General features: G+C 62.1%; 13 protein-coding genes. 8 read left to right on the plus strand and 5 right to left on the minus strand.

What is annotated here, in order from left to right; genetic code table 11:
* The 3 genes from cyoE (at nucleotide 1) to ACEUCR_RS19485 (ending at nucleotide 2,879) form a co-directional block, all read left to right on the plus strand.
* A complete protein-coding gene (gene cyoE / locus ACEUCR_RS19475) occupies nucleotides 1-897 on the plus strand; it encodes a heme o synthase (protein WP_408791935.1) in 897 nt (298 codons plus the stop codon).
* Nucleotides 890-1,516, plus strand: coding sequence for an SCO family protein (locus ACEUCR_RS19480; protein ID WP_392445576.1), 627 nt, complete (start codon nucleotides 890-892; stop codon nucleotides 1,514-1,516). The genes cyoE and ACEUCR_RS19480 overlap by 8 nt, the downstream gene beginning before the upstream one ends.
* A gap of 73 nt (nucleotides 1,517-1,589) precedes the next feature.
* The gene (locus tag ACEUCR_RS19485) at nucleotides 1,590-2,879 is read left to right on the plus strand and encodes an MATE family efflux transporter (RefSeq protein ID WP_408791948.1); all 1,290 of its coding nucleotides are present in this window, start codon (nucleotides 1,590-1,592) and stop codon (nucleotides 2,877-2,879) included.
* 69 nt (nucleotides 2,880-2,948) lie between these two features.
* Here the strand turns inward: ACEUCR_RS19485 and trmL are convergent, their stop codons facing one another.
* From trmL to ACEUCR_RS19500, 3 genes are all read right to left on the minus strand, one after another.
* On the minus strand, nucleotides 2,949-3,413 hold the full coding sequence (trmL, locus tag ACEUCR_RS19490; protein ID WP_111874915.1) for a tRNA (uridine(34)/cytosine(34)/5-carboxymethylaminomethyluridine(34)-2'-O)-methyltransferase TrmL: 465 nt from the start codon (nucleotides 3,411-3,413) through the stop codon (nucleotides 2,949-2,951).
* A gap of 67 nt (nucleotides 3,414-3,480) precedes the next feature.
* Nucleotides 3,481-4,833 carry an ATP-binding protein gene (locus tag ACEUCR_RS19495; RefSeq protein WP_408791938.1) on the minus strand — a complete coding sequence of 451 codons (1,353 nt, stop codon included), beginning with the start codon at nucleotides 4,831-4,833 and terminating at the stop codon, nucleotides 3,481-3,483.
* Nucleotides 4,830-5,522: a response regulator gene (locus tag ACEUCR_RS19500; RefSeq protein ID WP_111874913.1), complete on the minus strand. Its 693-nt coding sequence runs from the start codon at nucleotides 5,520-5,522 to the stop codon at nucleotides 4,830-4,832. Before ACEUCR_RS19500 ends, ACEUCR_RS19495 begins: the two co-directional genes overlap by 4 nt.
* An 87-nt stretch (nucleotides 5,523-5,609) precedes the next feature.
* Here ACEUCR_RS19500 and fieF point away from each other — a divergent pair, with 87 nt between their 5' ends.
* From fieF to ACEUCR_RS19520, 4 genes are all read left to right on the plus strand, one after another.
* The gene (fieF, locus tag ACEUCR_RS19505) at nucleotides 5,610-6,521 is read left to right on the plus strand and encodes a cation efflux pump FieF (RefSeq protein ID WP_041997469.1); all 912 of its coding nucleotides are present in this window, start codon (nucleotides 5,610-5,612) and stop codon (nucleotides 6,519-6,521) included.
* A gap of 8 nt (nucleotides 6,522-6,529) precedes the next feature.
* Nucleotides 6,530-7,309 carry a serine O-acetyltransferase gene (gene cysE, locus ACEUCR_RS19510; RefSeq protein WP_111874912.1) on the plus strand — a complete coding sequence of 260 codons (780 nt, stop codon included), beginning with the start codon at nucleotides 6,530-6,532 and terminating at the stop codon, nucleotides 7,307-7,309.
* A gap of 23 nt (nucleotides 7,310-7,332) precedes the next feature.
* Nucleotides 7,333-8,613: a hypothetical protein gene (locus ACEUCR_RS19515; protein ID WP_408791940.1), complete on the plus strand. Its 1,281-nt coding sequence runs from the start codon at nucleotides 7,333-7,335 to the stop codon at nucleotides 8,611-8,613.
* Between the two features lie 168 nt (nucleotides 8,614-8,781).
* The gene (locus tag ACEUCR_RS19520) at nucleotides 8,782-8,991 is read left to right on the plus strand and encodes a cell division protein ZapB (RefSeq protein WP_041997460.1); all 210 of its coding nucleotides are present in this window, start codon (nucleotides 8,782-8,784) and stop codon (nucleotides 8,989-8,991) included.
* A gap of 86 nt (nucleotides 8,992-9,077) precedes the next feature.
* Here ACEUCR_RS19520 and elbB read toward each other — a convergent pair whose 3' ends face one another.
* Nucleotides 9,078-9,731, minus strand: coding sequence for an isoprenoid biosynthesis glyoxalase ElbB (gene elbB / locus ACEUCR_RS19525; RefSeq protein ID WP_408791942.1), 654 nt, complete (start codon nucleotides 9,729-9,731; stop codon nucleotides 9,078-9,080).
* A gap of 403 nt (nucleotides 9,732-10,134) precedes the next feature.
* Here elbB and polA point away from each other — a divergent pair, with 403 nt between their 5' ends.
* A complete protein-coding gene (gene polA, locus ACEUCR_RS19530; RefSeq protein ID WP_408791944.1) occupies nucleotides 10,135-12,882 on the plus strand; it encodes a DNA polymerase I in 2,748 nt (915 codons plus the stop codon).
* Nucleotides 12,883-12,964: 82 nt separating this feature from the next.
* Here the strand turns inward: polA and ACEUCR_RS19535 are convergent, their stop codons facing one another.
* The gene (locus tag ACEUCR_RS19535; protein WP_111874908.1) at nucleotides 12,965-13,504 is read right to left on the minus strand and encodes a gamma carbonic anhydrase family protein; all 540 of its coding nucleotides are present in this window, start codon (nucleotides 13,502-13,504) and stop codon (nucleotides 12,965-12,967) included.
* Between the last annotated feature and the right edge of the window lie 533 nt (nucleotides 13,505-14,037).

Genomic DNA, 14,037 nt, shown 5'->3' on the forward strand with positions numbered 1-14,037 from the left:
ATGGCGCGAACGCATGCACTGCACGCCACGGCGAGATGGCGTTGGCAAGACTATCTGATGCTGACCAAGCCCAAGGTGGTCGCACTCCTGTTGCTCACCGCCCTGGTTGGCATGTACCTCACCGGCCAGCTGCCAGGTCCGGGATTGGTGTTCCTGTCCCTGACGGGTATCGGCCTGGCCGCAGGAGGGGCGGCCGCCATCAATCATGTGCTGGACAGGCACATAGACCTGCGCATGGCGCGTACCCACCACAGGCCGGTCGCCAGGGGGCGCATCGAGACCCGCCAGGCGATGACGTTTGCCCTGGCGCTCTGTGCCGGCGGCATCGCCATCCTCTGGCTGGGCGTCAATGGTCTCACCGCCTGGCTGACTGCTGCGTCCCTGATAGGTTACGCCGTCGTCTACACGGTCTGGCTCAAGCGGGCGACCCCGCAGAACATAGTGATCGGCGGGCTGGCGGGGGCCATGCCCCCTCTGCTTGGCTGGACTTCGATGACCGGGACGCTGGATCCCCACGCCCTGCTGCTGGTGGCCATCATCTTCACCTGGACCCCGCCCCACTTCTGGGCGCTGGCCATCCACAGGCGCGACGATTATGCCAGGGTCAATATTCCCATGCTGCCGGTGACCCATGGCATCGAGTTCACCAAGACCTGTGTGCTGCTCTACACCCTGCTGCTTACCCTGGTGTGCCTGCTGCCCTGGCTGGTTGGCATGGCAGGCCCGGGTTATCTGATCGGCAGCCTCTGTCTCAATCTGAGGTTTGTGCAGTGGGCCTGGCGTCTCAAGTTCTCCCCGGACGAGCAGACTGCGATACAATGCTTCAAATTTTCCATCACCCATCTGATGGTACTCTTCATCGTCCTGTTGGCGGATCACTGGATTGACTATGGCTAAGTGGCGTTTCCCTCTGTTATTGCTGGTATTTATTGCGGGTGTTTCCAGCGCCTGGTTTATCCACAAACCGGAAGAGCCTGAACAGGCCACCTATTATGCCGTTGGGCGAGATCTGGGCCCCTTCTCCCTGGTCGACGCCGATGGCCAGCCCTTCACGCCGGCGAACCTGAAGGGGCACTGGAGTTTCCTGTTCGTCGGCTACACCTTTTGCCCCGACGTCTGTCCCACTACCCTTGCCGATCTGAGGTCCGTCTATCCCGAGTTGCAGAAGCTGGATGCGCGCAGCCAGGTGGTCTTCATCTCGGCGGATCCCCAGCGGGACACACCGGAGCGCCTGAAGAGCTATGTCGCCTTCTTCCAGCCCGACTTCAAGGCGGCGACCGCGCCCCATGGCGCCCTGTTCCCCTTTGTGCGCAATCTGGGGCTCATCTACTCCATCGCCGAGCAGGGTGAGAAGGATTACCTCATCGATCACTCGGCCTCCATCGTGCTGGTCAACCCAGAAGGCCAGCTGCAAGCCATCTTCCGGCCCGAGTCGGTCCCGGGTCAGGTGCCTCATGTGGCGATGAAGGCGCTGGTATCGGATTTTGACCGTATCCTGACCCTGTCCGGCAGCTGAGCCCGTGGCGCGTTTCCCCGACTGGCTGCGGGATCCTGCCCGCCACGGCGCCGTGTTCGCCCTGGCGCTGCCCATGGTGTTTTCCAACATCACCACCCCCCTGCTCGGTCTGGTCGATACCTGGGTCATCGGCCACCTGAGCCAGGCCTGGTTTCTCGGGGGGGTCTCGGTCGGGGCGACCCTGATCAATCTCATCTTCTGGCTGCTTGGCTTCCTGCGCATGTCGACCACAGGGCTGACCGCCCAGGCCCATGGGGCGGCCTGCGGGCGGGAGATGCTAGACACCCTGATGCGTGCCATGGCGCTGGCACTGTTGCTGGGGGTGGGCATCATGCTGCTGGTGTTCCCCCTCCTGCCTCAGATCATTGGGTTGAGCGGAGGCTCGGCCGAGGTGCAGCACTATGCGGGTCAGTATGTGGCTGTGCGGATCTGGAGTGCCCCGGCGGCCCTGTGCAATCTGGTGATCATGGGCTGGTTGCTGGGCTTGCAGGATGCCCGCACGCCCATGGCGTTGCTGATCCTGACCAATCTCGTCAACATGGCCCTCGATGCTCTCTTCGTGCTGGGACTGGGCTGGGAGGTCAAAGGGGTGGCGGCGGCCTCCCTCATCGCCGATCACTGTGCGCTCGGGGTCGGCATCTGGCTGGTGAGCCGTCGTCTGCGAGCGATGGATCCGGCTGTCTGGCAGGGCGCCTTGCATCGCTTTCGGCAGTGGCCTGTCTTCCTGCGTCTGCTGGGGCTTAACCGTGACATCTTCATCCGATCCCTCTGCCTGCAGCTCTGCTTCGCCTTCATGACGTTGCAGGGGGCCAGGCTCGGCGATGTGACGGTGGCCGCCAATGCGGTCTTGCTCAATCTGCTGATGCTGATCTCGTACGGGCTGGATGGATTTGCCTATGGGGCCGAGGCCATGGTCGGGCGCGCCATAGGGCGTCGCGATCGTCAGGGGCTGCGGGAGGTGATAGTGCTCAATCTGGGCTGGGCTCTGTTGATTGCCGCCGGTTTTACCCTGGCGTTCGCCCTGGGGGGGCCAGGCCTTGTCGCCAGCATGACGGGTCTGCCCGAGGTGATCCGGGAGGCGCAACGCAATCTGCCCTGGCTGGTGGCCATGCCCTTGCTGGCGGTCTGGTGTTTCCTGTTCGATGGGGTCTTCATCGGGGCGACCCGGGCCCGCGAGATGCGCAACAGCATGCTGGTGGCGGTATTTGGTGGCTTCTTCCCGGTCTGGTGGCTGGCACAACCCCTAGGCAGTGGTGCGCTCTGGGCGGCGATGGCGGCGCTCATGGTCGGCCGGGGCCTGAGCCTGGGTCTGCTCTGCTGGCGCATGGAGCGGGATGGGCGGCTGCTCGCGTCCCGTGCCTGATCCCGCCTCATGCCGCCGATATCGAGAGGGCCCGCTTGTCAGCAAGCGGGCCCTCTGTGTTGCGGGGCTCTACTGGGCGCCTTGATAGCCGAGCTGGCGCCAGCTCTCGTAGACGAACACAGAGACGGCGTTGGCCAGGTTCATGCTGCGACTCTGGGGCAGCATGGGGATGCGCAGGCGCTGCTCGCCCGGCAGACTCTCGATGATCTCCATGGGCAGGCCACGGCTCTCGGGGCCGAACAGCAAGGCATCCCCCAGGGTGAAGTCAACGGCCGAGTGGGGCCTTGACCCCTTGGTGGTACAGGCGAATACCCGCCTGGGCGCCACGGTCGCGAGGAAGGCCTCATAGCTTGGCCAGCGCTTCACCTCGGCGAATTCGTGATAGTCGAGTCCGGCGCGTTTGACCCGCTTATCATCCCACTCGAATCCCAGAGGCTCTATCAGGTGCAGCCGATAGCCGGTGTTGGCACAGAGTCGGATGATATTGCCCGTGTTGGGGGGGATTTCCGGTTGATAGAGCACGATATCGAGCATGACAAGATCCTGATGGGGGCCGGGAGGGGCGTCAGCATACCCAGCCGCTGAGGCAATGAAAAGAGACTCATGTCAGCGGCAGCGTGATGGTGATGAGCAGGCCGTGGGGGGCATTGTGGGTGGCCGTGATATGGCCGCCATGGCGGTGCACCGCCTCGGCGGCGATGGCCAGTCCGAGGCCGGTCCCGCCGGTCTGGCTGTTGCGGGCATCGTCGACCCGGTAGAAGGGCTGGAACAGCAGCGCCAGCTGTTCGCTGGGCACCCCTGCCCCGTCATCGCGGATGCTCATGGTCCAATGCTGCGCCGTGCTGTGCCACTCCACCTCGATCAGGCTCTCGGCGTACTTGAGGGCGTTGCGCAGCGGATTCTCCAGGGCGCGCGCCAGCAGCTCGGGCCAGATCCGCAGTGAGAGGTTGGGCAGGGGGGGAACGATCAGGCGCTTGCCGCTCTGGTGGGCCTCGAACAGGGCGTCATCCAGTATGGGCTCGAGCAGCTCGGCGAGGGGGTAGTAGATGGGAGCTTCCACCCGCTGCTGTGCGCGGGAGAGGTCGAGCAGGTCGCCGATCAGCTTGTCGAGTCGCCCAATCTCGGACTCGATTCGGGCCAGTTCGTGACTGTCGCCCTGCTTGCGCCGGATCAGCGCCTGGGCCAGCTGGATGCGAGTCAAGGGGCTGCGTAACTCGTGGGAGATGTCAGATAACAGCTGTTTTTGCTTTTGTATCATCAGCTTGAGAGTTTCCACCATGTGGCTGACGTTGTCGGCCAGCTGGCCAATCTCGTCGCGCCGCTCCAGATTGGGGATCCGGGTTTCCAGCTCACCGGCGGCGATCTGGGAGACGGATTGCTGCAACTGCTGAATGGGGCGGGTCAGGCGCATGGCAAGCAACAGACACAGTGGCGTGCTGATCAACATGGCGACCAGCAGGATCAGCACGGGGTGATCCAGGATCTGGATCACCAGAAACAGGTAGGGGTTGTCGACATTGAGGCCGAAGTAGACCTGATAGCTGTGACCATTGTGCTCGAGCAGAAAGGGGCCTGTGACCGCATCGTTGTGGTCGCGCCCCATCATGGGGTTGTCCGGCTGATCCACCTCCAGCATGAACCGCATCACGAACTTGTCCGGCGGCGTGGAGGCCTGCACCTGACCCTCCTGGTCCCGCACATAGATGCTGCCCACCTGCATCAGACCGGCGGCTTGCAACGCCTGTTGCAGATCGAATGCCCGATCGGGCCTGGCACCTTGCAGCAGGGTGCGCACGTGCTGCTGCATGGAGAGCCGCTCCTTGGGGGGCAGGGGTATGGTGTTGCGTGGATCCAGGGAAGGGAGGCTGATCACCACCGCCAGGATCAGCAGCAACATGCTCCAGAACCAGAGAAAGATCTGGCCGGAGAGACCATGAAGGGGGGGGAGCCTCATGTTGCGTCCAGCCAGAGGTAGCCGCGGCCCCGCACCGTCTTGAAGCGGGGCTGGCCATCGGCTCGCTCCGGCAGCTTCTTGCGCAGGTTGCTCAGGTGCATGTCGATGGCGCGATCGAAGGGCTCGAGCTTCTTGCCGAGCACCTGTTCCGAGAGCTGCCTCTTGCTGATGATCTGCCCAGGGCTGCGCAGCAGACATTCCAGCAGGCCAAATTCGGTGGCGGTCAGCTCCAGCTGTCTGCCATCGCAGCAAGCCTGCTGCAGGCCGGGTTGCAGCTGGATATCCATGAACTGCACCTCGTCGGCGCCCATCCTCGATGGGTTGCTGCCCTGGGTGCGACGCAGTATGGCGCGGATCCTGGCGAGCAGCTCCCTGTCGTCGAACGGTTTGGCCAGGTAGTCATCGGCGCCCGCCTCCAGACCATTGACCCTGTCCTGGCTGTCGCCGCGGGCGGTCAGCATCAGTACTGGGGTATCGAGTCGCTCCCTCAGCCTGGCCAGCATGGCGAAGCCGTTGAGCCTGGGCATCATGACGTCCAGCAGGATCAGATCGAAGGCCTGCTGTTCCAGCTGGAGCAGCCCCTGTTCGCCATCATCGGCCACCGTCACCTGGAAACCTTCCAGGGTCAGGATTTCATGGAGCATCTGGGTGAGGTCCAGGTCGTCATCGACCAGCAAAATTCTGTTCATCAGTCGCCAGTTCCGATCATTTTTCGCGCCAAAGGGGGCGCTGGGTCAGGGTATAATAGATTTTTAACCGCAAGAGGAAAGCCGGTTGTGAGCCATCAACAATATTCCCGCTGGGTGACCCTGGCCAGCATGGCTGCCGTCGGTACGGCCACCCTGCTCATCACCGGCAAGCTGATCGCCTGGCTGATGACGGGCTCTTCCAGCCTGTTGGCCTCCCTGACCGACTCCTTCATGGACGTGAGTGCCTCCATCATCAACCTGCTCGCCATCCGCTATGCCATGACCCCCGCCGATGAGGAGCACAGATTCGGCCATGGCAAGGCGGAATCCCTGGCCGGCCTTATCCAGTCCGCCTTCATCGCGGGGTCGGCTCTGCTGCTGGTGATGCACGGCATCTCCTCCCTGCTCAAGGAGGATCCCATCTTGCGGCTGGAGGCGGGCATCTGGGTGAGCCTGGGCTCCATGGCACTGACCCTGCTGCTGGTGGGCTTCCAGCAATTCGTGGTGCGGCGCACCGGCAGTGTGGCCATCAAGGCGGACATGCTGCACTACCGTTCCGATCTGTTGCTCAACGGCGGTGTCCTGCTCGCCCTGGTGCTGGCGGGGCAGGGCTGGCTCTGGGCCGATGGCCTTTTTGCCGTCCTGATCGGCCTCTTCCTGCTGTGGGGCGCGCTGACCATAGGGTACGAGTCGGTACAGGCCCTGCTGGATCGCCAGTTGCCAGCGGAGGAACAAGCGAGAATAATGGCCCTTTGCTGTGGGGTCGCCGGTGTGCACGGTGTGCATGATCTGCGTACCCGCCAATCCGGGCCGACCCGTTTTGTGCAGTTACATCTGGAGCTGGATGATCAGCTCCCCCTGGTCAAGGCCCACCAGATCGCCGACGAGGCGGAACTGGCGGTGCGCCAGGCCTTTGAGCGGACGGACGTCATCATTCACATGGATCCCATCTCTGTGGTGCACAAGGAACGGCAAGGCTCCCCCATCGAACAACAGTAGGCAGTAACATGGATGATCTGGTTGCCCGTACGTGGCAAAAAATTCAGCAGGAAGCGGGCATGATGGCGACCCAGGAGCCCATGTTGGCCAGCTTCTTCCACTCCACCATTCTCAATCATGAGACGCTGCGCTCGGCCTTGAGCTTCCAGCTTGCCAACAAGCTCGACAGCGCCACCATGCCCGCCATCGCCCTGCGCGAGGTAATAGAGCAGGCCCTGCGCAGCGATCCCGATCTGCTGGCCGTGGTGGCAGCCGACATCTGTGCCGTGCAGGAGCGAGACCCCGCGGTCGAATTCTTCTCGACGCCCCTGCTCTATCTCAAGGGATTCCATGCTCTGCAAGGCTACCGGGTGGCCCACTGGTTGTGGCTGCAGGGTCGCCGCCCGCTGGCGCTCTATCTGCAAAACCAGATCTCGGTGGTGTTCGGGGTGGATGTGCATCCCGCAGCCCGCATCGGCAAAGGCATCATGTTCGACCATGCTACCGGCATAGTGGTCGGTGAGACGGCGGTGATCGAGGACGATGTCTCCATCTTGCAGAGCGTCACCCTGGGGGGGACCGGCAAGGAGGGGGGTGATCGCCATCCCAAGATCCGTGAAGGGGTGATGATCGGTGCCGGTGCCAAGGTGCTCGGCAACATAGAAGTCGGCATGGGGGCCAAGATAGGGGCGGGGAGCGTGGTGATCAACCCGGTGCCGCCCCATACCACGGTCGCCGGTGTGCCAGCCAAGATCGTCGGTCATCCCGAGTGCGACAAACCCTCGCTGGACATGGACCAGTGCCTCTGACTCTCCTGATGTAAGGCTGGACCATGGCCAAGTGGTGGTCGGGATGGCTCATCCTGGCAATGTGGCTGCTCAATCTGCTGCACCTTTACGGGGGCATTTCGCCCTGGCCCGCCGCCCTGGCGGCCTGGATGGCGTCCCTGCTGACCTGGCCCAGGATGGCGGGAGCCGCCAGGCGCCAGGCGTTGGCGCTATACGGGGCCGCCTTGATACTGCTGTTGTTTTCCTTCGTGCGCGGTGCCGAACTCACCCTGGGGGAGTGGCTGCTACCCAATATCGACATGCTGACCATGTTCGCCGCCGTGAGCACCCTCAATCTCGCGACCTCTGGGCTGCTGACCGGTACCCCTGCCTGGTCAGGACGCAAGGGGCTGTGGAGCACGATGGCGAGCCTCAACCTGCTGGGGGCCGTGATCAACCTGTCGGTGCTCTTCATCATTGGCGATCGGCTGGAGCGCAACAACAGCCTGGAACGACGCCAGGTCATGGTGCTGAGCCGCATCTTCTGCGCCGCCGCATTCTGGTCCCCCTTCTTCGTGGCCATGGCGGTGGCGCTCACCTATGCCCCCGGCATGCGGCTGGCTCCCATCTTGCCGTTCGGCATGCTCGGCGCCCTCATCGCCATGGGGGTCACCGCCTGGCAGGTCGAGCGGCTGGGGGCGATCGCCGATTTTCAGGGGTATCCGCTGCGGGTGCAGACCCTGGGACTGCCGCTGGCCCTGGTGGCGGCCGTGCTGCTGGTGAAGCAGTGGTGGCCCGCCCTCAGCATTCTGGCGGTGATCGCCCTGGTTGCTCCTCTGTTGGCGCTGATCTTCATGCCACGCCAGGGGCGTGCCCTGGCGCTCAGGCGACAGGTGGTGGAGCGCTTCCCCGCCATCGGTGGCCAGCTGGTGCTGTTTCTCGGCGCTGGACTGCTGGCGGCGGGCATCCATAGCGCCTTGTCCACCCTGGCCGTCGGCGATCACGGGTTGCCGCTGTTCCAGCACTTCGGCTGGTTCGAAGCGTCGCTGACCCTGTTGCTGATCCTGGTGGTGGCCATCTTCGGGGTGCATCCCCTGATCAGCATCTCGGGGCTGGCGCCGCTGCTCTGGCCCCTGAATCCGGATCCCAGCCTGCTCGGCCTGTGTTTCCTGCTTGGCTGGGGGCTGGCGACCGGTACCAGCCCGCTCTCCGGCTCCAACCTGGCATTGGCCGCCCGCTACAACTTGAGTGCCTCCTTGCTGCTGCGCTGGAACCTGGCCTATGGTGCCTTCATGTATCTGATGGCCTGTCTGCTGCTGGGCGGATATATCGCCTGGCAGGGATGAATCCCGGCCCATGTGAAGGAAATCGACGCAGATTTGAGCTGGGATGGCGGTGAGACCGCATTTTCCCCCGCTCCGGCTTGTTTGTGCGAAGCGGCTCAGGGTATGCTGACTCCACGCGCTGGCATTGCCCTCTGTGGGGCATCGCAATTGAACAAACAGGTACGCATCATGTCACTAGAAGTCCTTGAACAACTCGAATCCAAAGTCCAATCCGCCGTCGACAACATCTCCCTGCTGAAGATGGAGCTGGACGAACTGAAGCAGCAGAACAACCAGCTGCAAGATGAGAACCATCAGCTGCGCAACGAGCATCAAGCCTGGCAAGAGCGTCTGCGCGCCCTGCTCGGCAAGATCGATCAGATGGACGAAGCCATCTGATCCCCTGCCGTTCCTCGTCGCATGTGAGAAGGCCGCTCTATGAGCGGCCTTCTCGTTGATGGCGGGCAGGGACCTGGCTCCTTGCCTCAGCACATGGCGAGCAGCTGCTTGACCGCCTTCTCTATGCCGTCTGCCGCCTCGATGATGTTGTTGGCCAGCATATAGGCGGGGGTGGAGATGACTCTGCGCTCCTCATCCACCACGAACTCGTTGACCGGGCAGGCGAGGTGGCTGGCGCCCATGGCTTCCATGGCACTGGCCGTCCCTTCATCCCTGCCTATGGTGGCCAGGGTGCCGGCGCCATAGATGAGCGGGATCATGGCCGGCGCGATGCAGATATAGGCGGCTGGCTTGCCGGCGCGGGCAAAGCTCTGGCACGCCTTCAGCACATCGGGCTGGATCTGGCACTGGGCCCCCTTGATCGCGAAGTCACACAGGTTCTTGGCGGCACCGAAACCGCCGGGCAGCAGCAAGGCATCGAAATCGGCGGCGTCGAGCTCGGCCACATCGCGGATCTGGCCGCGGCAGATGCGGGCGGCCTCGACCAGCACGTTGCGGCTCTCCCCCTCGCTCACGTCACCGGTCAGGTGATTGATGACATGGAGTTGGGGCACATCGGGAGCGAAGCACTGGGTGGAGGCACCCTGGCGCGCCAGGGCGAGCAGGCTGATCACCGCCTCGTGGATCTCGGCGCCATCAAACACGCCACAACCACTCAAGATCACGGCCACTTTTTTCATGGGAAGACTCCTTGTTGTCGAAAATGTGAGCCAAGGTGGAAACTGGCACTTTTGTATGGTTATCGTTCGCCACCGGCTGGTCAAGTCAGGATGCTGTGCTAGGATTGTTTCGTTTTGGATCCTGCCTGACTCATCCCCTTAAAATTTTTTCCACATTTGGCCATGTCATCCTCGATACATCTTTATACGAGTGGTTGTGTGTAACTTATTAATTGTAATGGTTTTTTTGATTTGCCCTTCGTTGTTCTTCACAGGGGCGGTCAGCAACGGCCATTTTTGGTCACAGAGTTATCCACAGAATTTGTTTGGTATTCATCCAGCAACAGGTTAGGCCGGCCCCCTTGGTGCCAGGGGGTCCCTGTGGCATCCTAGCGGCTGTTCATCTCTCTGGCAGGACGACTTCATGGCCCCTAGCAATCCCCTCATTCTGGTTGACGGTTCTTCATATCTGTATCGCGCCTTCTTCGCCTCCCAGCAGGCCGACTTGCGAACCTCCACCGGATTGCCAAGCGGCGCCGTGCGGGTGATGGCCAACATGATGCGCAGCCTGCGCAAACAATACCCCGACAGCCATGTCGCCGTGGTGTTCGACGCCAAGGGCAAGACCTTCCGTGACGACATCTACCCCGAGTACAAGGCGACCCGTGCCAGCATGCCGGACGATCTGCGCAGCCAGGTTGCCCCCATTCACCAGATGATCAAGGCGATGGGCTTCCCCTTCCTGATGGTGGAAGGGGTGGAGGCCGACGACGTGATCGGTACCCTGGCCCGCCAGGCGACAGAAAAACAACTGCCGGTGCTCATCAGCACGGGGGACAAGGACATGGCCCAGCTGGTCTCCGACCATGTCACCCTGATCGATACCATGAAAGATGTGAAGACCGATCGGGACGGGGTGATCGAGAAGTTCGGCGTGCCCCCCGAACTCATCATCGACTACCTGGCCCTGATGGGGGACAAGGTGGACAATATTCCCGGCATGGCAGGGGTAGGCGAGAAGACGGCCCAGGCCCTGTTGCAGGGGATAGGCAGCATCGATCAGATCGCCGCCAACCTCGACAAGGTCGCCGCCCTCGGCTTCCGTGGCTCCAAGACGTTTGCCGACAAATTCCGCGAGCAGGAGGATCAGGTTCGCCTCTCCTATCAACTTGCGACCATCAAGACCGACGTCGAGCTGGAGCAGAGTCTGGAAGAGCTGCTGCTGGGCCCGATCGACAAGGAGTCCCTGCTGGCGGTCTACCGCGAGTACGAGCTGCGCAACCTGATCAAGGAGCTGGAAGGGGGCGATCAGAGCGGGAGTGACGGTGACGAGGAAGGCGCTGCCCCGGCTGCCGCCATCGAAACCGACTATCGCTGCATCCTGGAAGAGGCCGAGTTCGACGCCTGGCTGGCACAGTTGCAGGCGGCACCGCTGTTTGCCTTCGATACCGAGACCACCAGTCTCGACTACATGGAAGCGCGCGTCGTTGGCGTGTCGTTCGCCGTCGAGCCGGGCAAGGCGGCCTATGTGCCCTTCGGCCACGATTATCTGGGGGCACCGGCCCAGCTGAGTGAGGCGCTGGTGCTCGGCAAGCTCAAGCCGCTGCTGGAAGATCCGGCCCGCCTCAAGGTCGGCCAGAACCTCAAGTACGATCGCAACGTGCTGCAGAACCACGGCATCGACCTGCAGGGCATCGCCTTCGACACCATGCTCGAATCCTATGTGCTCAACTCCACCGCCAGCCGTCACGACATGGACTCTCTGGCCAAGAAGTATCTGGGCGTCGACACCGTCTCCTTCGAGGATATCGCCGGCAAGGGGGCCAAGCAGCTCACCTTCAACCAGATCGAGCTGGAGCAGGCCGCGCCCTATGCGGCGGAAGATGCCGACATCACCCTGCGTCTGCACCAGACCCTGTGGGGCGAGCTGAGCAAGCAGCCCGAGCTGGCCAGGGTGTTCACCGAGATCGAACTGCCCCTGCTGCCTGTGCTGGCACGGATGGAACTGCTCGGCACCACCATAGACCCCAAATTGCTGCACCAGCAGAGCCAGGAGATCGAAGTGCGTCTGGCGGAGCTGGAGCGTCAGGCCCACGAGCTGGCCGGGCAGGAGTTCAACCTCTCCTCGCCCAAGCAGCTCGGCGAGATCCTGTTCGTCAAGCTGGGGCTGCCCATCCTCAAGAAGACCCCCAAGGGCGCGCCGTCCACCGCCGAAGAGGTGCTGGCGGAATTGGCGGAGACCTATGAGCTGCCGCGCCTGCTGATGGAACACCGTGGCCTGGCCAAGCTCAAGTCCACCTACACCGACAAGCTGCCGCTGATGATCAAGCCCCAGACCGGGCGGGTACACACCTCCTACCATCAGGCGGTGGCGGCGACCGGCCGGCTCTCCTCCACCGATCCCAACCTGCAGAACATTCCGGTGCGCAACGAGCAGGGGCGCCGCATTCGTCAGGCCTTCATCCCGAGCGCCGGCTACAAGCTGGTGGCGGCGGATTACTCCCAGATCGAGCTGCGCATCATGGCGCACCTCTCCGGTGACCAGGGCTTGCTGACCGCCTTTGCCGAGGGCAAGGACATCCACAAGGCGACCGCCGCCGAGGTGTTCGGGGTGGCGCTCGATGCGGTGACCACCGACATGCGCCGCAGCGCCAAGGCGATCAACTTCGGCCTCATCTATGGCATGAGTGCCTTCGGTCTGGCCAAGCAGCTGGGGATCGGCCGTGCCGAGGCGCAGAAGTACATGGATCTCTACTTCGAGCGCTACCCGGGCGTGCTGGAATACATGGAGCGCACCCGCCAGCAGGCGGAAGCCCAGGGCTATGTCGAGACCCTGTTCGGTCGCCGCCTCTATCTGCCGGACATCAAGTCCCGCAACGCCGGTCTGCGCAAGGCGGCGGAGCGGGCGGCGATCAACGCCCCCATGCAGGGCACGGCCGCCGACATCATCAAGCGCGCCATGATCGCCGTCGATGGCTGGATCCGGGGCATTACCGATGGCTCCATCCACATGCTGATGCAGGTTCACGATGAACTGGTGTTCGAGATCCGGGAGGAGAAGCTGGAAGAGTACATCGCCCTCATCAAGGAGAAGATGTCGGCGGCGGCCGAGCTGCATGTGCCCCTGGTGGTGGAAGCCGGGACCGGTGACAACTGGGATCAGGCCCACTGAGTCTGACCACGGTGATTGGCTAGCTATATAAGCAGAGAAGCCCGGCGCATGCCGGGCTTCTTGTTTTCGTTCTCTGTCTGCCTCAAGCCTCTTGCAGATACTCATCCTTGAGCAGGACATAGTTGTCGGCCGAGGTCTTGAGAAAGGCAATCTCTGCCGGCTTGAGCGGCCGTGCCTGCTTGACCGGGTTCCCCATATAGAGGAAGCCGGATGCGAGCCGCTTGCCCGGTGGCACCAGGCTGCCGGCCCCTATCATCACATCATCCTCGACCACCACCCCATCCAGCAGTATGGCCCCCATGCCGACCAGCACCCGGTTGCCTATGGTGCAGCCATGCAACATGGCCTTGTGGCCCACGGTCACATCCTCGCCGATCAGCAGGGGGTAACCATCGGGATTGGCCTCGCTCCTGCGGCTGAGGTGCAGAATCGTGCCGTCCTGCACATTGCTGCGGGCGCCGATGCGGATATGGTTCACATCCCCCCGAGCTGCCACCAGTGGCCAGATGCTGGCATCGTCGCCGAGCACTATGTCACCCACCAGGGTGGCGCAGGGATCCACATATACATCCTTGCCCAGTTGCGGGCGTTTTCCTTTATAGGGTCTCAGTCGCAAGTCCATCTTGGCCTCCTTGATTTACGACCATTCTAGCAATCCCTACCCCTGTTCTGTGGATAAGTTTGTACAAAAGCTGTGTTTGGACATGAATAACTAGAGAAAGGCCCATTTTTGAAGATTTATTGCCATTTTTTACGAAAATGGGCTTGCCAGAAAGTTTCTGCTCCCTATAATGCGCCTCCATCGACAGGGCAAGCGGCAACGCAGACAAGCCGGTCGGTGCCTCGAAAAAGCCTTTGAAAATAGGGCTTGACTCGAGAAGGCGGTTGAGTAGAATGCCACTCCCGCAGCAGTCAAAAGCTGCGTCGCTCTTTAACAATTTGAATCAAGCAATCTGTGTGGGCACTCACAGCATCGAGCATCAAAATTAATTTTTGATTTTCAATGTCTGGTGAAGTGACCAAGACGGTTTCTTAGCAATAAGAAGTCGAACAGTTTATTTCAGCAATTCATTGAGCCGCTGAACTACCTCGGTAGCGACGCAACCAAACTTAAATTGAAGAGTTTGATCATGGCTCAGATTGAACGCTGGCGGC

The organism is Aeromonas bivalvium (genome assembly GCF_046078285.1).
Lineage (GTDB): Bacteria > Pseudomonadota > Gammaproteobacteria > Enterobacterales > Aeromonadaceae > Aeromonas > Aeromonas bivalvium.